Origin of the sequence: Acinetobacter sp., from assembly GCF_045628685.1 — a bacterium.
GTDB lineage: Bacteria > Pseudomonadota > Gammaproteobacteria > Pseudomonadales > Moraxellaceae > Acinetobacter.
Window position 1 is genome coordinate 1 of sequence record NZ_JAZQPV010000092.1, and the last position, 21997, is coordinate 21997.

The following is a 21997-nucleotide window of genomic DNA, read 5'->3' on the forward strand; positions in this document are numbered from 1 at the left end:
TTCTGTATTGGAAAGTAATTTAGTAAATTAAAAAAACCGCCATTATGTGAAGGCGGTTTTTTTATGATGAAATTTTCTTATGCCAAAATATCAGCGCAAGACAGAGTAAACCAATACCTAGGCAGAATCCTAAAACGCCAATGGTTAAACCAAAATGATCGGCTAAATACCCTACCGCAATGATCGGGACAATCGTGCCCAAGTAACCAATAAATAAATAGGTCGACATCACAGCTGCGCGGTTATTTGTAGTGGTCATCTGGTGAATTAAACCGAATGCACCCAACAAGCCCAGCCCATGTCCTACACCGACCAAAATATCGCTGATAAAAAACAGAATACTCCATTGCATGCTCATGCATAAGCCCAGCAGAATAAAACTCACAATTAGGGTCATCAACCCTAAAATTAAACTTTTAGCTGGAAGCAGACTTTTAGCAGAAAATTGTACAACAGCAGAAACCAGTAAAATACTGGCAATTGCTGAACCACTGACCAGAGGGCCATGCCATGGAATCAGGTCTTTCACAAAAGAGGGTGAGAGCGATGCAAATAAACTAAATGCACCAAAAGCGCTGAATGCAGTCAAACCGGCAATAAAAAATAGGGATTGATACTGAGCGGCGGGTATTTCTAAACGTGGCGCAACTGAAAAAGGCTGGGCTTTGAATTGGGGAACTTTAACCAGAAATAAACCCAAAAAGCATACAATCGCAGCGGCAATAATCGGTAAATAAGGCGTAACCAATGGTTGGTTAGAGAACTGTGCAATTAGCCCGCCAATAAAGGGTCCCAAGCCAAAACCAATCACGGTAATGATGGAGCTTAATTGTGGTGCATTTTGTTTATGGCTGTCTGGAATGGTGGTGATTAAGCCCAGCATTGCCGAGGTACTGATCAGTCCAGAGGCAATCCCAATAATGAAACGACCCAAAGCCAGCCAAAGTGCATTCGATGCCAACGATGAGAGCGCTAAGCCGAATATCACAAACACGATCCCGATTTGTAAAGTGCATCGAAATCCAAAACTGTTGCTGCTCCGACCCAAAAATAACAAGGTCGCTAGGCAGCCAAACATATAGGCTACAAAGATATAGGTAATATGGCTGGGTAGTAGATGCCACAGTTCTTGATAGATCGGATATAAAGGACTCGCGAGCGCGGTGCCAATAGTTCCAATACACAGTGCCAGGCTGACCATTAAAAACGGTTGCCATGATTGTTGAGTCGTCATGTAGAGCCACAAAAAACACTCGCCATAGGGTTATAGCGAATATTTGGAGAAAAAAAGAAGAGATTTAGATTAATTGTTATTTATCTAAGACGTCAATTTATAAGATGTAAATCATTTAACTATAACGCTTTAATAATTTTAAAAATTCAGCCAGCTCCGGTTCATTAATTTCAGTTTGTTCACCCATCACGTGATGACGCAAATGTGATTCGATCAATTCATTCATCAGACCATTCACGGCGCCTTTAATGGCAGCGACTTGCTGTAATAGGGTAATGCATGAATGCTCAGGACTATTTAATGCTTGCTCGACGGCATTAATTTGCCCTTGTAAGCGTTTGACTCGATTCTGAATTTTCTTATCCTGATGTAAATGGCTCAACACAACACTCCAAAATTAAATATACTATGGGGGAGTATATTTAAACACTAAGATTATGCAAAAAACCCCATTGACCAGAATACACGCTCATCAGTTTGATGAAGGTAATCCCCTCGCCCAAAAACGAATTCTATTGGCGACTATTCTAACGGCAGTGATGATGCTATTAGAAGTAAGTGGTGGCTGGATTTACAACTCTATGGCCTTGCTTGCCGATGGCTGGCACATGAGTTCGCATATGCTGGCCTTGGGGTTGGCTTATTTCGCCTATCGTTCTGCACGTCATTATGCACATGATGCCCGATTTAGTTTTGGTACCTGGAAAATTGAAATTTTAGCCGGATATAGCAGCGCGATCTTATTGATGGTGGTGGCGATCTTTATGGTATTTCAATCAATAGAACGACTAATAAATCCCATAGATATTCATTATAACCAGGCCATTCCGATTGCAATTTTGGGCTTGGTGATTAATTTAATCTGTGCATGGTTACTGCATGATGATCACCATCACCATCACCATCACCATCACCATCACCATCACCATCACCATCACCATCATGAGCACGCTCATGCACATCACGACTTAAACCAGAAAGCGGCATTTATGCACGTGGTGGCAGATGCAGTGACTTCAGTATTTGCGATTATTGCGCTGTTTGCTGCAAAGTATTTAGATTGGGGCTTTCTGGATGCAGTACTCGGGATTGCAGGTTCAATTCTGGTAGCAAAATGGGCCATTGGCCTGATCAAAGACACCGGAAAAACTCTACTCGATGCAGAAATGGATCATCCCGTGGTTGAGGAAATTCGGCAAGTGATTGCTGAGTTTTCTATGGTAGAAATCACTGACCTGCATGTCTGGAAAGTGGGCAAAGGAAAATTTTCCTGCATTTTGGCTTTGGCCACCGATTCCAATTTGAACGCAGATCAGGTCCGTGAAGCACTGTCTGTCCATGATGAAATTGTGCATGTCTCGGTGGAAATCAATCCGCTATAAATCATCTCAATGTTCCACGTGAAACCTTGATGATGAAATGTGGAGTTTCAGTAAGGAGATCAGAAATTAACTGAATCCGTCGTTAAATTTTGAGTAGAATCGCGTTGAACAATTGGAATGTATGAGCAAAAGAATATGATTAAAAAAACATTGGCATTTGCCGCAGTCAGTTTTATTTCCAGCCTAAGTATGGCGAATGTCGATACGGTCAAAAGCAACCTGACTCAAAAATACCCAAAGTTGAACATTGAAAATTTGCAAGGTACCGATATGAAAGGTATTTACAGTGGTTCAATGGATGGTCAAGTGGTTTATTTGGGCGAAGATGCACAACATATTCTGGTGGGTTCAATGTATCGTTTGAGTGATCAGAAAAATTTAACCCACGATGTAGTGCTGAAACAAAACAGTATTGACTGGAAAAAATTGCCTTTGCAGGATGCAGTGAAAAGCGTGCGAGGTAATGGTAAACGCCAGATCGCGATTTTTTCTGACCCAAATTGCCCGTATTGCAAACAACTTGAAGCTGAATTAAGCAAGTTGAACGATGTCACGATTTATACTTTTATTTACCCCATCAAAACCCAGTCTATTGCTGTGTCAAAGCAAGTCTTCTGTGAAAAAGATCCTGCTTTAGCGTGGTCAAATTTGATCGGTAAAGGACTACAAGCCAAGTCCAATAAAACCTGTATCAATCCGATTGAGCGTAATCTGAATTTAGGAAAATTATTAGGTTTAAATGGAACACCTGCCATTATTTTCTCTAATGGTTTTAAAGTGATGGGTTCTCACCCGGCGCAAGACATAGAAGAAATGTGGAAAGAGCTGGGGCTGTAACACGTTTATTTTCTCATTGTCCAAGCCATAAAAAAGCACCTTCTAGGTGCTTTTTTATGAATAAAAGTAATGCTTTAAAATCGGAGGATTAAACGCGTGATTTCTTCGTTACCATATTATAGATGAATAGAACAATGATGGCGCCAATCACCGAAGCAATAAAGCCTGCTGCAGAATTTTCATCGTAAAGGCCGAGTAAACGCCCACCGTAGGTTGCCAGTAATGAACCTACAATCCCCAGTACAGTGGTCATAATGAATCCTGCTTTATCATTTCCAGGATGAATAGCACGTGCAATTAAACCTGCAATAAAACCGACTACGATCGCAACTATAAGTGTCCACATATGACTTCTCCATTTATCGTTTGTTTATCTATTTCATTACGCTTTCGTTTTTATAATTAATCATTTATGTTAATTGAAACAGTTGATTCCTGCTAAAACCTGTTGCTTTTTTGTTGAAGCATATATCTTAGATGTAAAAAAGTGGCCTGTAGCCACTTTAAATATTAAGTCTTTATTTTAAAGACCAATTTCACCAATAAACGGAATATGGCGATATTTCTGGTTATAGTCCAAACCATAACCGACAATAAAGCGATCTTCCACTTCAAAGCCTAAAAATTTCACTTCAAGTTCAATTTCACGGCGTGAAGGTTTGCTAATTAAAGTACACAGTTCAATTGAGTTTGGATTACGTGTGGTTAAAATTTCCAGCACTTTGCTGAGAGTATTGCCTGAGTCAATAATGTCTTCGACAATCAGCACGTCTTTACCGCGAATTTCGCCGTCCAGGTCTTTTAAAATTTTGACATCACGTGTTGAAACCGTACCGCCACCGTAACTTGATACCGTCATAAAGTCGAGTTCGTGTGGTTTGGTAATCGCACGACATAAATCAGCCATAAAAATGACTGAACCGCGAAGTAAACCAATCAGAACAAGTTCTTTGTCACTATTGGCATAGTGAGCATCAATTTTTGCACCAAGCTCTTTGACTTTAGCGTGAATTTCTTCCGCTGAGATCATTACGCTCATATGAACGGTCATGGGTAGATACCTAAAAGCAAATCAAAAAATAAAAAAGGTGTTGACCAGCAACACCTCAAAAGATGTTTTAATTTTAATACATCTGCCCAAGAGATGCATCTTTTTTGCGGTTGAAAATGTAATCAAGCCTTAGGCTTTGGGGTATCACGCTTGAGCAGCACAGTGCAAGTCATGCCTATTCCAACAACCCACAACACCTTTTTATAGGACATTTTTGTGGTCTTGTTCTTTGACATATACCAGTTCTCCATAAATATAAGTGGCCTGAATATTACGATCATCGCCCAGCGTCATCAGTGCAAACAATGCATCTTCAATACCTTTGCTACGTTCTTGACGCAATGCCTGTAGTGCAGTGGCTTTTAAATCGAGCACAATAAAATCAGCTTCTTTACCTAGGTTAAAGTTACCCAGTTTATCATCCAGATCCAAGGCTTTGGCTCCACCCAAGGTCGCATGATAAAGGGACTCAAATGCAGAGAGTTTATCGCCTTGAAGCTGTTGTACTTTGTAGGCTTCATTTAAGGTTTGCAGCTGGTTAAATGAAGTGCCCGCCCCTATGTCTGTGCCCAAACCGACTTTGACCTGTTTTTCCCAGGTTTTTTTCAAAGGAAATAAACCACTGCCCAAGAACAGATTGGAAGTAGGGCAAAAAGCAATCGCTGAATTGGTCTGATGCATGCAGTCCCATTCTGCCTCTTCCAGATGCACGCAGTGCGCAAAGACCGAACGCTGCCCGGTTAAGCCATAATGGTGATAAACATCCAGATAGCCTTTTTGTTCAGGAAATAATTCTTTGACCCAGGCAATTTCATTCTTGTTTTCACTTAAATGGGTATGTATATAGACATCTGGATATTCAGCTTTCAGCTCCCCTGCCCGAGCGAGTTGTTCGGGTGTAGACGTGGGTGCAAAACGTGGAGTAATCGCATACAGGTTACGACCTTTACCATGCCATTTTTCAATCAGTGCTTTAGAATCATGATAAGAACTTTCTGCTGTTTCACATAGATCTTCAGGTGCATGGCGATCCATCATCACCTTGCCGGCAATCAAACGCATTTGATGCTGTTCTGCAGCTTCAAATAATGCATTGACCGATTCAGCATGGACTGTACAGAATACCAAGGCGGTCGTGGTGCCATTTTTCAATAATTCCTGAACAAAGAATTGCGCGATTTTGTCAGCATAGACTTTGTCTTTAAATTGCACTTCCGTGGGGAACGTATAGGTATTCAGCCATTCTAATAGTTGTTCACCATAGGCACCGACCATTTCGGTTTGCGGGAAATGAATATGGGTATCGATGAATCCCGGTACAATCAGCTGCTCAGGATAATGCTCAAGAGGCATATCTTGATTCAGCAAATTTTGCCCTTCTTGCCAGCTTCCAAACCAGATGATTTTTCCAGCACCGGTAATGAGTAAGCCATCTTCAAGATAACGGATGGCTTGAGGGATATCTTTAGCTTGGGAAACAGTATATTGAAGATCAAGAAAGCGACCACGAACGGCGCGTTGAGCCTGAATAGGAGACATGCAATAACCTTTTAATTTCTCATTTTTTCGATTGATTGTACCTGAAATTTTTCCTTTAAACCCTGTCGCAGCAGTTTTAAGTCCTACTCTATTGTATAGATCAAGCATGCTATTTAGGGTTGGAGAAAGTAGTTATAAAAAACCATACATGGCATAAAAAGCTTTCCATCTCGGCGATGGAAAGCTAGATCATTTTATTTAAAAATTACAGTTGTGCTTGCTGCTTGTTATAGCGAATTGATAACCAGGTGGTAATGGCCAGTACAATCACAATAAAGCCGAGTGATATCCAGATTGGCATATGGAATACGTCGAGCATGAGCATTTTGAAACCAATGAATAGCAGAATAATGCCGAGACCATAGGGTAAATAATGCATTTTAGAAGCAGCACCTGCCAGTAAGAAGAACATGGCACGTAAGCCTAAAATTGCCATCAGGTTTGCGGTCAAGACAATGAAGGGATCGGTGGTCACTGCAAAAATAGCCGGAATGGAATCCACTGCGAAAATGACATCCGAGCCTTCAACCAAAATCAGCACCAGAAATAATGGCGTGGCCCAAAGCACACCGTTTTGACGCACAAAAAAGTTATGGCCATCTAGCTGAGGGGTAATACGGATATGTTTGCGTAACCATTTGAGTAAGGCCATATCTTCAATATTCGGGTTTTCTTCATGACCTTTAAGAAACTTAAAGCCGGTATAGACCAGAAAGGCACCAAAAATATACAGAATCCAGGAGAATTCCTGAACAAACCATGCACCGATAAAAATAAAAATGGTACGTAATACAATAGCGCCCAGTACCCCATAGAGCAAAATTTTACGCTGTAATGCGGGAGGAATGGCAAAGGTGGCAAAAATCATCAGCCAGACAAATACGTTATCAATGGCAAGTGATTTCTCTAACAAATAGCCCGCAAAATATTCCATGGTTTTTTGATTGGCCAAGGCAACACCCGCCGTTTGCTGTAAATAAAGCCATAAACCACCAGCGAACAGCATAGAAACACTGACCCAGGCAATGCTCCAATAAACTGCTGATTTAATTTTAACAGGCTGGTCTTCTTTGTGTTTGAAGCCAATGAAGTCGATGATGAGCATGACTGCCACCATCGCAAAAAATGCCAGATACAACCCAGGGTTGCCGATGGATTCCATAAAAAAAATCTCCACACCCGACAACTGGCCATAAAAAAACCTTGACCTGTTGCCAGATGATTTAAACATCTGTGTCAACATGATCAAGGTCTTGCCTACATCTGAATATCAATATTTTGTAATTTCAGATGCTCAGATACCGACTTTTTGCAAAGTGTAATGACGATATTCTGACACGTCGGCTAGAATTGCTTCTAGGGACGCTTGGAGGAGGCTACTCCCCTTGTTCAACTCAATTTCATTTTGGATTGAATCCAAATATGGCAGAAGAATCGCATATTTATGTGAATTGTGCAAATTTTATCTAGCGATTTACAGTTTAATAAAATCTTTACGTTGTACCAAAATAAATGCCAACACTGTGCCCACCACAGCCACCAAGCCACCCACTATTCCAATCTGACTTAAGCCATAATTGGCCGTGACCATTCCACCCAATAATGCCCCACCACCAATACCGACATTATAAAGACCTGAATAAATTGCCATGGCGACATCGGTTGCATCTGAAGCTAGATTGAGGGTTTTGGCTTGCAGCGCCAAGCTAAAGCAAATAATGCTCATGCCCCAAAACAAGCTCAGCACACTTAAACTGTTAAATCCTTGAGCGAATGGCAGGAGTAGCAACATGGACATTGCCAACAAAGCACTGCTTAAAGGAATTGCAATTTTAGGGTATTGACTGCCAAATTTACCAAACAGATAAGAACCAATAAAACCGGCACCGCCGTAAATGAGCAACAAGGTCGTAGTTTGGCTAGAACTAAAATGGGCAATATTGAGGGTAAAGGGTTCGATATAACTATAAGCAGTAAATTGTGCAGTAATGATAATAATGGTTAAAGCAAACACCATCACCAAGCTCGGGCGTTTAAACAGGAGGCCAATACTTTTGATTGAACCTGAATTGACACTGGGCAGTTTAGGCAAAGTTTTTGCCAGTGTCAGACAGACGATTGCCGCACCAATGGCAATTAAGGCAAAAGTATTGCGCCATCCATAGGCTTCACCAATCATGCGACCAAATGGAATTCCGAGTACCATCGCTAAAGCCGTGCCAGTCGCCAGTAAACCCAGTGCTTGAAACTCTTTACCTTTCGGGGCAACACGTACCGCTAAAGAGGCGGTAATAGACCAAAACAGCGCATGAGAAAATGCAATCCCGATCCGGCTGGCTAAAAGCACATTAAAGTCCCAGGCGAAACAAGATAAGCCATGACTAATAATAAATACGACAAATAACGCAATCAGTAGAAAACGCCGTTCAACATTACGTGTCAGCAGCATCATCGGAAGTGAGATGGGTGCAACCACCCACGCATATAGAGTAATCATGATGCCGACGTCAGTAGCCGGCATATTGAAACTGTTGCCAATGTCACTGAGCAATGCCACAGGAATAAATTCGGTAGTATTAAAAATAAAGGCAGAGAATGCTAAGGTAATGACACAAATCCACTGGCGTGTGGGATGGGGGTGAATTTCAGAAGATAAGGATGACATGGTCAGCGAAGTTAAAAAAGTAGCGTTGAAGTTTAGGCTGAAAAGTGAGGCTTGTTAAGGGTAATTCTGGGCCGGAAAAGTGTGACTCTATAGAGATCTAATAAAAAATTTAACAATATTAGGCAAGCATTCATGGCATGTTTATTCAGGTTCCCCCAATGAGAGAATTAAAAATGTTAGAAATTAAGCACAAAGACAATGGCACAAAAGGTGAATTTTACATCGGTGAAAATCATCAGCATTTAGCTGAAATGGCATATACCTGGGCGGGGGAAAGTGTATTTATTATTGAGCATACCGATGTGAATGATTCCTTGCGTGGCCAAGGCGTAGGCCATAAATTACTTGAGCATGCTATTGCCATGGCACGAGAAAAAAATCTCAAAATTATTCCGCTCTGTCCTTTTGTAAAGTCAGTTTTTGATAAAGACGCATCTATTCACGATGTGTTGAAATAAGGTCTTTTTAACGTATTCTAATATCAATCCAATTAAAAAGTGAGGGATAGCGATGCAGTTTCAACATAATGATAATGGTCAAAAAGGCGAGTTTTTTACTTTGAATGATTCAGGCAAACGAATTGCAGAAATCACTTATGTCTGGACAGGTGAGCATAAAATTATCGCCAATCATACCTGGGTGGATGATAGTTTGCGTGGACACGGCATAGCGCGTCAGTTACTGGATGTTTTGGTCGAATTTGCACGTCAAAAACAATTGAAAATTGTCCCGACCTGTTCCTATGTTGATGTCATGTTTAAACGTGATAAAAGCTTTGCCGATGTTGTAGCTTAAATTTTTCGGGATTTAAAAAGCCCAAAAATTGGGCTTTATCATTTTTGGGCTTTTGTTTTTGAACCAATTAATCCAGATCAATAATCACTTTCATCGCATTCTCATCTGCGGCATGTTTAAACACATCATAGGCTTTCCACATTTCTGCAAATTTAAAATGATGACTGGCCAAGCGTTCCAAAGGCAATTTTCCGGAACAACAGGTTTTCAGCAACATGCCAGTAGTATTGGTATTGACCAAACCTGTGGTAATGGTCAGGTTTTTAATCCAGAGCTTTTGCAGTTCGAAATTAACCGATTTGCCATGCACACCGACATTAGCCAGATGCCCCCCTTCTTTTACAATATTTTGGCAAATATTCCAGGTCGCTTCTGCGCCTACGGCTTCCATCGCACAATCGACTCCCCGACCCTCAGTAATCTCGAGTACCCGTTGAATCGCATCTTCCTTGCCGGAATTAAGGGTATGCGTTGCACCTAGTTCTTTGGCAAGTGCGAGGCGGTTATCATCCATATCTATAGCAATGATTTGCCCAGGGGAATAGAATTGTGCAGTCAGTAAGCAGCCCATTCCTATCGGTCCTGTGCCCACAATTGCAATACTATCACCTGGTTTGACATCGCCATAACGCACGCCAATTTCATGGGATGTTGGTAATACATCGGATAAAAATACTGCCACATCTTCATTTAAACCTTCGGGTAAGGGATAAAGTGAGGTATCGGCAAAGGGCGTACGTACATATTCTGCATGAGAACCATCAATCATGTAACCCATAATCCAGCCACCTCCATTGCGGCAGTGAGCATAGAGTTGTTTCTGACAGTTTTCACAAGTCCCGCAGCGGCTGACGCAGGAAATAATCACCCGATCACCTTTTTTCACATTCTTGACGGCTGATCCCACTTCTTCAATGATACCAATACCTTCATGACCTAAAATACGACCGTCAAATTTACCGGTCTGCTTTGTAGCTTCTTCCTGGATTTCGGGGTTTTTACCTTTCCAGATACCTAAATCTGTACCACAAATGGTGGTTTTGGTGACACGGACGACTGCATCCGTTGGATCAATAATCTGGGGAACGGGACGGTCTTCAAAACGGATATCATTTTCACCGTAGTAAACCATAGCTTTCATTGTTGTCATCAGCTTATTCCTTTTCTATTTGCTATCTTTCACCACCCTATTGCATTCATTTTATTTATCAAAAAACTTAAAACACGCTGTTTAAATCAAGCGAAAAACTGAACGACAGGATGACAGAAGTTAATCATTGGCTCTGCTGTATTTATAAGAGATGAAGCATTGAACATGAATACATAGAGCGTGCCTCTCTAAGCTATCAACAGTTAGGGAGGAAGTCATTACTTGGACAGGTTTGCTTACAGAATGGTCTGATTTAATGACGACTGAACTGGTTCAAGACAACAAATTGATAGTTGCGGACTTTTATTTCAGGTGATTTATCAGGACTATTTTTTTATAAAAATAAGTTTGAAATTTTTTATGTCATTTTAATGTTTAGAATAGTTTGAGTAAGCGAGGTCTTACTTTTGAAAGATCAAAAGTAACAAAAATCTTCTGTTGAACTGATGGTATGTCCCTATACCACAGTTCAACATGGCGACATCCATGTCGCTTTCCACGAATCATATTTTAGGTTTATCCCTTTCTTCAATTCTTGCCCGAACACCTTCAGGTAAACTTTCAAAACGATCACGAATTTTCTTAGGTCTTGCGATTAAATCTTCAATAATGTAATTGATCATTTCAAATAATGTCTGAGCAATTTCAGGGGAATCTTCTAAATTAATTTTGCCTGGATGAACAGCATTATTACCGACGACACGACAAAAATCTAAAGCTTGTTGAATATGAGGATCTAAACCTTTTGATACTAGGCTGGCAATATCTTGATTGATATCTTTGCCTTTTTCTCCTAATTCAATCATGAGTTTTTGAACAACTAAACGCAGTAATCTGCTGCACCACGAGGTGATTTGTTCACTATGCTAATTGCTTCTTCAAAATCTTTCTTTAAGCTCTCAGACATTTCTTCAGGGGACCGAATAAAACCTTCAACTTCTGGATATAAAATTTTTTATTAAGCCATAGAGTTCTATTTTTACAATGGTTACAGTAACTTGCCCTTAAGATATTGGGGTTCAATAATCCTATTGAACTACTAAACTCTTCAAACTTCAACCATGCATTATTACTCCAAAACTGCGATGCATAAACATTACAAAAAATACAATGAAACTGTTTTTCGCCATGCATGGGTGGAAAATGTTTTTGTGTCATAAGGTTTTTAATATAATTAGTATTAAATTTAGTCTAATAAAAAAGGACTATAAAAATAGTCCTTTAATTTCAAATATTAATTATGATTTTAAGCTTTTAAAGCGGTAATCAATTTCTGATGTAAACCACCAAAACCGCCATTCGACATAATCACTACAGCATCGCCCTCGCCTGCTTCACTGGCTACAGTTTTGATGATGTCATCTAATGAACGTGCAACCACAGCTTTGTTTGGTGCAGCATCAATCACTGGTTGTAAATCCCAGTCCAGACCTTCTGGTTGATACCAAATCACTTCATCCGCCAAACGTGCAGAATGGGCCAAGCCATCTTTATGACTCCCCATACGCATGGTGTTTGAGCGCGGCTCAATAATTGCCCAAAGTTTACGTTCGCCTAAGCGTTTACGTGCACCATCTAGCGTAGTTTCAATCGCTGTTGGGTGATGGGCAAAGTCATCATAAACTTCAATCCCCTTCACGGTGTCCAGCAATTCCATACGGCGTTTTACACCGCCAAAGTTTGAAAGGGCTTCACAAGCCATTTCAATGGAAACGCCAACATGTTCAGCAGCCGCAATGGTCGCCAAGGCATTGGCAACAGAGTGCTGACCGGTCATGTTCCATTTAACGATGCCTTTAACCACACCATTTTCTAACACTTTAAAGTGTGAACCATCTACAGATAGTTGTTCCGCAGAAAGTGATGCCTTTTCATTGGCATCCAATGAAGTACGAACCACAGGTGTCCAGCAGCCCATTTCTAAAACTTCATCAATATTGGTTTCAGTAATCGGGGCAATAATACGACCTTCCCTTGGAATGGTACGAACCAGATGATGGAACTGTTTTTGAATTGCAGCCAAATCATCAAAGATATCGGCATGGTCAAATTCAAGGTTATTTAAAATCGCCGTTTTAGGATGGTAGTGTACAAACTTGGAACGCTTGTCAAAGAAAGCAGAATCGTATTCATCCGCTTCTACACAAAAGTATTTACCCCCACCTAAACGTGCACTTTCACTAAAGCCGAGCGGTACGCCACCAATCAGAAATCCCGGCTCTAAACCAGCCTGATCAAGCACCCAAGCGAGCATCGTTGTGGTTGTGGTTTTACCATGCGTACCGGCTACACCTAAGACATGTTTGCCTTGGAGCACATGGTCTGCCAAAAATTGTGGGCCTGAAATATATGCTAAACCTTCATTCAACATATACTCCACAGCATCAATACCACGTTTCATGGCATTACCGACAATCACCAAATCAGGATGGGGTTGCAAATGGCTACGGTCATAGCCTTGCATTAAGGTAATACCTGCATTTTCCAGTTGGGTCGACATGGGTGGATAGACGTTCGCATCTGAACCCGTCACCTTATGTCCTAAATCACGTGCTAATAACGCCAGCGAACCCATAAAGGTGCCACAGATACCCAAAATATGCAGATGCATTCGTTTTAACTCCACTGCTTTTTTGACACATCACTTTGTTGTTGGTGGTGTCATTATTGATTCAATTTGAAAGCAACGATATCAAGGGTTTTGCGGAAAAGATAGTCTTTCTTGTATCTATTCATAGGATTACATCATGCATTTTATCGCCTTGTTTTAGGTGCCGGCTTTGCTCTAAAAATCATGGATGAAATAACATGCTTTTTGAGTGAAAAAACGTAAAATATTCACGATTGTTCCAGATAAATTGACTATGTTCTTTCCCCTGCTGCTTTTAGTTATTTCTAACTGTTTTATGACCTTGGCGTGGTATGGTCATTTGAAGTTTTTACATGGCGCGCCGCTTTGGCAAGCGATTTTATTTGGCTGGCTGATCGCGCTACTGGAATACAGTTTTATGATTCCTGCCACTCGATTGCTTGCACAACAAGGCTGGGCGGTGGGACAAATGAAAATCACGCAGGAAGTCATGACTTTACTGGTATTTGTGCCGTTTATGATTTTTATGTTTAAGCAGCCTTTTAAGCTGGATTATCTATGGGCAGGCTTGTGTCTTCTCGGTTGTGTATATTTTGTTTTTAGAAGTCAGTAAAACTTGATAATTTTATTTGCAATTTGAGTTACATCACTGCCCCTTCCTCACGTTATGATCCAAAATAATTTGTGGAGGCATTGCTTTACTTTTGAGAGATCAAAAGTAACAAAAATCCTTTGTTGATCTGATGATACTTCCTTGTATCACAGCTCAATGAAGACATCCATGTCGCATTTACGCCATGGCATCAATGGGAATGATAATTTAATAATTTTTTATAATTGATGATGGTTTCTTTATTATTTATCTAAAAATAGAGGAAATATGGCAGTACGGTATCTGTTAAATTTTGGTGAGATGAAAAATCAGTCTATAATGTCGGGCTTCTGATTCATTTAAAGCTTGGCACTTGTCGAGATTTATCCTTCCTTACATTCGTTTATGGAATATTTGCAATGAATGCGGCTGCTGCAGACACTCAACCTCTCGTTGGAATTATCATGGGTTCTCAATCTGATTGGGCAACTCTCGAAAACACTGCCAATATGCTTGAACAGCTTGGCGTCCCATTTGAAGCGGAAGTTGTTTCTGCGCATCGTACGCCAGACCGTTTATTCGAATATGCCGAAACAGCACGTGAGCGCGGTATTCAGGTGATTATTGCCGGTGCCGGTGGCGCAGCGCATTTACCCGGTATGTGTGCAGCAAAAACTGATCTACCTGTATTAGGCGTTCCAGTAAAATCTTCAATCTTGAATGGTGTAGATTCATTGCTTTCAATCGTACAAATGCCTGCAGGTATTGCAGTGGGTACTTTGGCGATTGGCCCTGCTGGTGCAACCAATGCCGCGATTATGGCAGCACAAATTTTAGGTTTAACACGTCCTGAAATTGCAAAAAATGTTGCCCAATTCCGTGCTGCGCAAACTGAAAAAGTGGCAAGCAAAAATATTCCGGGTCAAATCTAAAGCCAAGCTTAAAACGGGACACACGTTATGGATAAAACCATCGGTATTTTTGGTGGTGGTCAACTCGGCCGTATGATGGCGCAAGCTGCTCTACCGCTGAATATTCAATGCACCTTCTTTGAAGCCAATACAGATTGCCCTTCCGCAGCGATGGGTCAGGTGATTTCGACTAAGGCTGAAAATGGCTTACAACAGTTCATCGAGAGCGCAGATGTTTTCAGCCTGGAGTTTGAAAATACACCGCTGGCAGATGTTGATGTTTTAACTCAAAGCAAAACTCTTCATCCACCGCGTCAGGCTTTGGCAATTGCACAGCATCGTTTGTCTGAAAAAGCGTTGTTTGATGAGCTCGATATTCCTGTTGCGCCGTATAAAGCGGTCGCTTCACTTGAAAGCCTAAATATTGCGGTGGCTGAACTCGGTTTACCTATCGTTTTGAAAACCTCGCGTGGCGGTTATGACGGTAAAGGTCAGTTTGTTCTACGTTCAGCAGATCAAATTGAGCAAGCTTGGGCAGAACTTGGTCCTGCGGGCGAACTCATTGCTGAAAGTTTTGTGACATTTTCGCGTGAAGTATCGATTATTGCAGTACGTGGTCAAAATGGTGATGTGAAAACCTGGCCATTGGCTGAGAATCATCATCACAACGGTATTTTGTCGCATTCGATTGTACCTGCACCAAACAGCACAGATTTACAGCCTGTGGCGCAAGACTACATCACTCGCCTGCTCAATCATCTGAACTATGTCGGTGTGTTGACGCTTGAACTGTTTGTAACCGATAAAGGCTTATATGCCAACGAGATGGCACCACGTGTGCATAACTCAGGTCACTGGTCTATTGAAGGCGCGGTCTGTTCACAGTTTGAAAACCACATTCGTGCGGTTGCAGGCTTACCGTTGGGTTCAACTGAAGTGGTTCGTCCAACCGTGATGGTCAACATTATTGGCAAACATCCAAAATCTGAAGATGTTCTGGCTTTAAATGGCGCACATTTGCATCTGTACAACAAAACTGAACGTACAGGCCGTAAAATTGGTCATATCACGCTGATGCCAAACGATAGCGCTGAATTAACCGCTTTATGCCGTCAATTGGCGAAAATCTTGCCAGAACCCTTGGCATTGACTCAAGATATAAACATTTAATCCTTCAATTGAATGATAAAAAAGCGGTCATGCCAATGACCGCTTTTTTTATGCCTGAAGTTCGGGCATGATTGCGCCTCTTTCGAGTTTAAGCCCCATTTATCGGAACAGAATAAAAATAACTGTATGTAATTTATACAATCCTTTATAAATAGACTGGATAAAAAACAAACAAATAGAATTGTCCTGTATTTAAGTTTTACTGCGGTAAAACGAGGCAGAGGTTTTTAAATTCAAAAGATAAAAAATAAATTCAAAACAATACATTTAAATTGAAAAATATGAATTTAAATTCAAACCCGCATATTTGAATTTAAAAAATATGAATTCAAAGTTGTATCTAGTGATATGAATTTAAAGTTTTAAATTTAAAAGCAGGTTTTTGAATTTAAAACTTTATGTGTTTAAAAGCATAAAATAAAAGAGATTAACTTATCCACAGTGTATTTAAATTTAAAACCATAGTTTAAATTTAAAAGAGTAAATTTAAATTCATATTTTGAATTTAAAAGTTTTGAAAATGCAATTGTGGATAACTTTTTAAATTTAAAAACGATTATGAATTTAAAATTAAGGAAATGAATTTAAAATTACGATTTGATTCAGAAACTGGTAACCGATGGTGGTATGGTTAAAAACATAATTTAAATTTTAATACCATCAGGGATACTATGCGTCACTTAGCTTTCGTTTTAGGTTCAGTTTTTCTTGCAATGACTCAAGCCAATGCTGAGCTGATTATAAATGGTCAACCTGTTACGACCACTTCAACTCCATCATCCATGCCAGTTTTTAGTGCCCAAAAGAATTTTCAGCAATGTATTGCCAATTTGCGTAATCAAGCCATCAATTCTGGGGTGAGCGCTTCTACATATGATCGTTATACGCAAAATTTAATGCCGGATTATTCTGTGATTGAAAAACTGAATTACCAGCCTGAATTTTCGACTCCAATTTGGGATTATTTATCCGGTCTGGTGGATGAAGAGCGTGTACAACTAGGACGTCAAAAATTAGCCCAGCACCGTGAAGTACTTAACCGCGTTGCGGCCGCTTATGGCGTTCCGGCTGAAACCGTAGTGGCGGTTTGGGGTGTAGAGAGTAATTTTGGTGATATTGCTGGAAGTTATCCTTTATTGCAGGCTTTAGGGACTTTAAGTTGTGAAGGTCGTCGTCAAAGTTATTTCCGTGGTGAATTTTTTACCACGATGCGAATTTTACAGCGTGGTGATTTAACCGAGCAGCAAATGAAAGGCTCGTGGGCTGGGGCATTTGGTCATACCCAGTTTATGCCATCCACTTATGAAGAGCTTGCGGTTGATTTTGACGGTGATGGTCGTCGTGATCTGGTTTCAAGTACCACGGATGCTTTGGCTTCAACCGCGAATTTCTTGAAAAAACGCGGCTGGCAAACGGGTATGCCGTGGGGTTTTGAAGTTCGCATACCGGAAGGCATGTCGATTAGTGATGAAGGGCGTCGTAATAAAAAGTCGTTAAGCAGCTGGGTGAGTCGTGGTGTGGTTCGTGCCGATGGTAGTCCTTTGATACAAGGGAATCTATCTGAGAGCAGTTCGGCTGGACTAATGGCACCAGCAGGTGCAAATGGCCCGGTATTTTTAGTCTTTAAAAATTTCGATGCTATATATAGTTATAACGCTGCAGAAAGTTATGCTTTGGCGATTGCGCATTTGTCCGACCGTTTACAGGGTCAGGGTGGTTTTAGTAAAGCTTGGCCAACTGATGATGCCGGGACATCCCGTGCAGAACGTCGTGAAATTCAGCAGTTTTTACTCAACCGCGGTTATGACATTGGTAAAGTAGATGGTTTGATCGGCGATAAAACTCGTCAAGCGATTCGCCAAGAGCAAAATCGTTTGGGTTTAAGCACAACTGGTCGTGCGGGACAACAGATTTTACGTGCCTTTAGAAATGAAAATGCCAAAATAATGATGAAGTAATCGTGTTTTAGAAATAAAAAGGTCTGCTTAATCAAACCGTCCAACTTTCGGGGGTCAGATCATAATGCAGACTTTTTTATTATGAAGTATTTTTATAAATATGCTTATACAGCTGTAATGGTACCTAAAACACGATAGCCTGCAGCACCTGTAACATTTGGCAAGTTGCCACTTTGCTGATTCATAAAGCGCATCGCTAACCAGGCAAAAGCAGTGGCTTCAACCCAGGTTGGCGCTAAACCAAGGGCAGAGGTAGTTTGTACGGACCAATTGTGTTTACGTAAACGCCAGCGTAGTTGTTCCAGTAAGTGTGAGTTATAGGCACCACCGCCACAGACATAGACCTCACCGGTATCCATGTCAGAACGGTAAATGGCTTTTTTAATCGCCCGGGTGGTGAGTTTTAATAAGGTCGCCTGAACATTTTCCGGCGTATCTTCCAGTTCGTTGTATTCCAGATCGTTATGCCAATCGGCAATTTGTTCATCTAACCATTCCAGATTAAAGTCTTCACGACCGGTACTTTTTGGCGGTTCTTTAGAAAAATATTCATGGCCTTGCAGACGGTCGAGCAGGCTGCGAATTGGTTGCCCATAAGCCGCCCAGTTGCCATTTTCATCATAAGGTTGGCCGGTATAACGGTGACACCAGGCATCCATTAAAATATTGGCAGGCCCGGTGTCGAAACCATATACGCCATCTGGGTTGCCCGCAGGCAGCATGCTGACATTGGCAATGCCACCCAAATTTAAAATTACACGATGAATACTGGGGTGCTGAAATAAGGCTTGATGAAATGCAGGAACTAAAGGCGCACCTTGTCCACCAGCAGCCATATCACGACGTCGGAAATCTGAAATTACCGGAATCTCGGTCATTTCAGTAATGATATTGGGATCACCAATTTGCAAGGTAAAACCATGTTCAGGACGGTGACGAATGGTTTGTCCATGCGAACCAATGGCTTTAATCTGGCTACGATCCAGCTGGTTTTTTTCAATCAGCTGATTAATGCCACCACCAATCATTTGTGCTAAAGCAACATCTGCTTTGCCCATGCGATCAATTTCGTTGTCACCGGGTAAAGTAAGTCCCATCAGTTCGTCACGTAAGTCTAAACCAAAGGGTAAGGTGAGGGTGGCATGAAGCTGCAATGGATCAAATGAAGCAGCAACGATGTCAACGCCATCCATGCTGGTGCCGGTCATTACCCCAATATAGATCGCTGTCATGATGATAGTTAAGCCTGCATTACGCTGAAAAAGTGTTAGTATATCGCACAAATTGTATAACTGATGTATTGGGTTTTGTGATGTCAAATTTCCTGCCGGCTGAAGAACAACTTGCCCTCATCCAACGAGGCACTCATGAGATTATTTCTGAAGAGGATCTGCTAAAGAAACTCAAAGAAAATCGTCCTTTAAAAATTAAAGCGGGCTTTGACCCAACAGCACCTGACTTGCATTTAGGTCATACTGTACTGATTAACAAGCTAAAAGTGTTCCAGGATTTGGGTCATGAAGTGACTTTCCTGATTGGTGACTATACGGCCATGATTGGCGATCCCACAGGTAAAAGTGCAACACGTCCGCCATTGTCGCGTGAACAAGTGCTGGAAAATGCAAAAACTTATCAAGAACAAGTGTTTAAAATCCTTGATTCGAATAAAACCAAAGTTCGTTTTAACTCGGAATGGTTTGCAGAAAAGACTGCAGCCGATCTGATTCAACTGGCGTCTCAGCAAACTGTGGCACGCATGCTTGAACGTGATGATTTCACCAAGCGTTACAACAACCATCAACCGATTGCGATTCATGAATTCTTGTATCCATTGGTACAAGGCTATGACTCAATTGCTTTGGAAGCAGATGTAGAGTTAGGTGGTACAGATCAGACCTTTAACTTGTTGATGGGTCGTACGCTACAAGGTCGTTATGATCAGGAAGCGCAAGTCTGCATTACAGTGCCTATTCTTGAAGGTTTAGATGGTGTGAATAAAATGTCTAAATCATTGGGGAACTATATTGGTGTATTTGATGCACCTGGTGCGATGTACCAAAAAGTGCTTTCAATGCCGGACTCTTTAATCGAGCGTTATTTTGATCTGCTGAGCTTTAAATCACTGGAAGAAATTGCAGTGTTATTAAAAGAAATGCAAGAAGGTCGTAATCCTCAAGAGATTAAAAAGATCCTTGCACTTGAGTTGGTAGAGCGTTTTCACGGCGCGGAAGCGGCTGAGAATGCACATAAAGGTGCAGGTAATATTATTACCGAAGGTGAATTGCCTGAAGATACCCCAGAAGTGACCATTTCACGTGCTGAATTTGGCGGTGAAATGTTTATTGCTTCTATTTTACGTACTGCCGGTTTAACCAAAAATGCTGCTCAAGCCAAAGATGCTGTGGCACGTGGTGCTGTAAAAGTGGATTGGGAAGTGGTGGATGCAGGTTTCTCCGTGAATGAGAACAAGACCTACATCATTCAAGCAGGTAAGAAAGCGATTGCTAAAGTGACCTTTACGGATTGATGATTTCTTAAATTTCTATTTAAGTTATTGAAATAAAAGCAGGCTTTGGCCTGCTTTTATTTTTTTTATATCGCATATTAATATTTTTAATAAACAAATTAAAAAAAACCCTATAAAAACAACATTTAAATTTTCCCATATCGGTTGCATTCTGTTTTGCTTATGTATAAGATTTATCCATCTAGACCTTGTGTAAAAAACATATCTAGAGGGTAAGCGTGTAATAAAAAGCTCCGCAATTTTAAGTCTCTTCCATAGGAAACTTTTTTAAATTTTTTACAGATAACTATAATAATAATGACATCATGGATCTGAATATGATCTAACTCCAAGGAAGAGGTTTTGGGAGAGATCTCTTCCTTTTTTATTTGTTCTTATTTCATGATCAATATTTAGATCTACAGACAAACTCTTCTTCTGCAGTAATCAAACTTCATGTCAATGAGCAAATCAGACTTGGATGAATGACATCTAGGAAAGAAGTGCATTTCAACTGACTGCAAAAAAAGGCAAAATATAAAAAATTAAAATAAAGGTGATTTGATGTATCGCTATCGAACAGAAGATACTTTTGATGAACAGATCGATTTCATTTTACGGTTCTTGTTTGAGTACCAGCCTGTCGAACAAAAACGGCAACTCTATATACCTGTCTATACTTTATTTATGCAGCTTGATTTGGCTGCACATTACTTTTTATTTTCTCTGATAGAAGAGCGGTTACCGCGACGTGCGAAATTATTCTTTGTTGCTGAGGACTATCAGGGCAAGAAAGAGATGATTGTAGAAGTCATGCAATACTGGCTTGGACAGGAATTGCCGAAAAAAGTTACTTGATTGGAAATAACAGACTTTGGGTTCTATATAAGTGAGCTAAGCAGGGTGTTGCACTTGAAACCTGAAAAAATAAATGGTTCTTTTATAGGGCAGTTTAATTACAGGCTTTTATAAAAAGCTTTGAGTTAAAAGTTGCTGCTGAAGCTATGAAGATTAGACTGAAATAAGTGCTTTAAAAAATATAATCGATTTTGGCTGTCTTTTTGGGTATCAGCTTGAATTAAAAGCCTACATTTAAGGATTTATATCCTGTTCTTCCCATTTTAAATATTGATTTGATCGTTTTTAGGTCTAAATAATTTTTCATCCAGGAAGATAAAATGGTGTGTTTAGTGCATTGGTGGGCTAAAAACGCTTAAAAATTAGATAAAAAAGCGATTTTTCAGTAATTTTTGTAGAAAAAAAAGACATACGTGAAAAATATAGTGAATTGGGGGTTGCAATGATTCTGAAATCCTCTAGAATGCACCCATACCGACGAGATAGACGGAAACGAACGAAGCACGAAGTGCTGAGTTGTTAAGTATATCGAAGTCCAGCTCTTAATACTGACGAAGTATTAAGAAGATCATTAAGAGATTATGAAGAACAACTTGTGTGGATTTTTACCGGTTGATTGATCGAAATTATTTTCATTGATTGATGGTAGAAATGACTCGAAGTTTATTTGAGAAATATTTGTCAGAAAATTGATGAGCCAAGATTTGTAGCCATAAGCTACTAATGATTTTTAACTGAAGAGTTTGATCATGGCTCAGA

The 21997-nt window shown here is 40.5% G+C and carries 20 protein-coding genes and 1 pseudogene; 10 read left to right on the forward strand and 11 right to left on the reverse strand.

Annotated elements, in window-relative coordinates; genetic code table 11:
• Positions 1-61: 61 nt before the first annotated feature.
• Positions 62-1201, reverse strand: a complete 1140-nt coding sequence (locus tag ACKI4H_RS12160) for an MFS transporter (protein WP_407306126.1) — start codon at positions 1199-1201, stop codon at positions 62-64.
• 148 nt (positions 1202-1349) lie between these two features.
• Positions 1350-1616 carry a metal/formaldehyde-sensitive transcriptional repressor gene (locus tag ACKI4H_RS12165; protein WP_131269286.1) on the reverse strand — a complete coding sequence of 89 codons (267 nt, stop codon included), beginning with the start codon at positions 1614-1616 and terminating at the stop codon, positions 1350-1352.
• A gap of 55 nt (positions 1617-1671) precedes the next feature.
• Here ACKI4H_RS12165 and dmeF point away from each other — a divergent pair.
• Both dmeF and ACKI4H_RS12175 read left to right on the forward strand, forming a co-directional pair.
• A pseudogene (dmeF, locus tag ACKI4H_RS12170) lies at positions 1672-2690 on the forward strand (CDF family Co(II)/Ni(II) efflux transporter DmeF).
• Between the two features lie 61 nt (positions 2691-2751).
• Complete coding sequence (locus ACKI4H_RS12175) at positions 2752-3453, forward strand: DsbC family protein (protein WP_407306098.1); 702 nt, start codon at positions 2752-2754, stop codon at positions 3451-3453.
• 88 nt (positions 3454-3541) lie between these two features.
• On the opposite strand, the gene ACKI4H_RS12180 is transcribed toward ACKI4H_RS12175, so the two are convergent.
• From ACKI4H_RS12180 to ACKI4H_RS12200, 5 genes are all read right to left on the reverse strand, one after another.
• Positions 3542-3799 (reverse strand): GlsB/YeaQ/YmgE family stress response membrane protein, encoded by a 258-nt coding sequence (locus ACKI4H_RS12180; RefSeq protein ID WP_407306100.1) that lies wholly within the window; start codon positions 3797-3799, stop codon positions 3542-3544.
• Positions 3800-3976: 177 nt separating this feature from the next.
• Entirely contained in the window at positions 3977-4504 is a 528-nt protein-coding gene (gene hpt, locus ACKI4H_RS12185) for a hypoxanthine phosphoribosyltransferase (protein ID WP_131269290.1), read from the reverse strand.
• A 201-nt stretch (positions 4505-4705) separates the two neighbouring features.
• Entirely contained in the window at positions 4706-6043 is a 1338-nt protein-coding gene (guaD, locus tag ACKI4H_RS12190; RefSeq protein WP_407306102.1) for a guanine deaminase, read from the reverse strand.
• Positions 6044-6248: 205 nt separating this feature from the next.
• Positions 6249-7205, reverse strand: a complete 957-nt coding sequence (locus tag ACKI4H_RS12195; protein WP_407306104.1) for a TerC family protein — start codon at positions 7203-7205, stop codon at positions 6249-6251.
• A gap of 312 nt (positions 7206-7517) precedes the next feature.
• Complete coding sequence (locus ACKI4H_RS12200; protein ID WP_407306106.1) at positions 7518-8708, reverse strand: sugar transporter; 1191 nt, start codon at positions 8706-8708, stop codon at positions 7518-7520.
• A gap of 173 nt (positions 8709-8881) precedes the next feature.
• Between ACKI4H_RS12200 and ACKI4H_RS12205 the strand changes: the two genes are divergently transcribed.
• Entirely contained in the window at positions 8882-9166 is a 285-nt protein-coding gene (locus ACKI4H_RS12205) for a GNAT family N-acetyltransferase (protein WP_407306127.1), read from the forward strand.
• Positions 9167-9218: 52 nt separating this feature from the next.
• Entirely contained in the window at positions 9219-9503 is a 285-nt protein-coding gene (locus ACKI4H_RS12210) for a GNAT family N-acetyltransferase (RefSeq protein ID WP_407306108.1), read from the forward strand.
• A 67-nt stretch (positions 9504-9570) separates the two neighbouring features.
• Here the strand turns inward: ACKI4H_RS12210 and ACKI4H_RS12215 are convergent, their stop codons facing one another.
• From ACKI4H_RS12215 to mpl, 3 genes are all read right to left on the reverse strand, one after another.
• Positions 9571-10653 (reverse strand): zinc-dependent alcohol dehydrogenase family protein, encoded by a 1083-nt coding sequence (locus tag ACKI4H_RS12215; protein WP_407306110.1) that lies wholly within the window; start codon positions 10651-10653, stop codon positions 9571-9573.
• Between the two features lie 503 nt (positions 10654-11156).
• Positions 11157-11507, reverse strand: a complete 351-nt coding sequence (locus ACKI4H_RS12220) for a DUF4145 domain-containing protein (protein WP_407306129.1) — start codon at positions 11505-11507, stop codon at positions 11157-11159.
• A gap of 392 nt (positions 11508-11899) precedes the next feature.
• On the reverse strand, positions 11900-13264 hold the full coding sequence (mpl, locus tag ACKI4H_RS12225; RefSeq protein WP_407306112.1) for a UDP-N-acetylmuramate:L-alanyl-gamma-D-glutamyl-meso-diaminopimelate ligase: 1365 nt from the start codon (positions 13262-13264) through the stop codon (positions 11900-11902).
• A 253-nt stretch (positions 13265-13517) separates the two neighbouring features.
• Between mpl and ACKI4H_RS12230 the strand changes: the two genes are divergently transcribed.
• The 4 genes from ACKI4H_RS12230 to ACKI4H_RS12245 all read left to right on the forward strand — a co-directional run bounded on the left by ACKI4H_RS12230 (position 13518) and on the right by ACKI4H_RS12245 (position 17874).
• Positions 13518-13856 carry a DMT family protein gene (locus tag ACKI4H_RS12230; RefSeq protein WP_067865258.1) on the forward strand — a complete coding sequence of 113 codons (339 nt, stop codon included), beginning with the start codon at positions 13518-13520 and terminating at the stop codon, positions 13854-13856.
• A gap of 398 nt (positions 13857-14254) precedes the next feature.
• A complete protein-coding gene (gene purE, locus ACKI4H_RS12235) occupies positions 14255-14767 on the forward strand; it encodes a 5-(carboxyamino)imidazole ribonucleotide mutase (protein WP_407306114.1) in 513 nt (170 codons plus the stop codon).
• Positions 14768-14794: 27 nt separating this feature from the next.
• The gene (locus ACKI4H_RS12240; protein ID WP_407306116.1) at positions 14795-15916 is read left to right on the forward strand and encodes a 5-(carboxyamino)imidazole ribonucleotide synthase; all 1122 of its coding nucleotides are present in this window, start codon (positions 14795-14797) and stop codon (positions 15914-15916) included.
• A gap of 671 nt (positions 15917-16587) precedes the next feature.
• Entirely contained in the window at positions 16588-17874 is a 1287-nt protein-coding gene (locus ACKI4H_RS12245; protein WP_407306118.1) for a lytic murein transglycosylase, read from the forward strand.
• A gap of 104 nt (positions 17875-17978) precedes the next feature.
• Here ACKI4H_RS12245 and ACKI4H_RS12250 read toward each other — a convergent pair whose 3' ends face one another.
• Positions 17979-19106: an anhydro-N-acetylmuramic acid kinase gene (locus tag ACKI4H_RS12250; protein ID WP_407306120.1), complete on the reverse strand. Its 1128-nt coding sequence runs from the start codon at positions 19104-19106 to the stop codon at positions 17979-17981.
• Between the two features lie 80 nt (positions 19107-19186).
• Here ACKI4H_RS12250 and tyrS point away from each other — a divergent pair, with 80 nt between their 5' ends.
• Both tyrS and ACKI4H_RS12260 read left to right on the forward strand, forming a co-directional pair.
• Positions 19187-20401, forward strand: a complete 1215-nt coding sequence (tyrS, locus tag ACKI4H_RS12255) for a tyrosine--tRNA ligase (protein ID WP_407306122.1) — start codon at positions 19187-19189, stop codon at positions 20399-20401.
• Positions 20402-20944: 543 nt separating this feature from the next.
• Positions 20945-21238, forward strand: coding sequence for a hypothetical protein (locus ACKI4H_RS12260; RefSeq protein ID WP_407306124.1), 294 nt, complete (start codon positions 20945-20947; stop codon positions 21236-21238).
• Positions 21239-21997 lie beyond the last annotated feature (759 nt).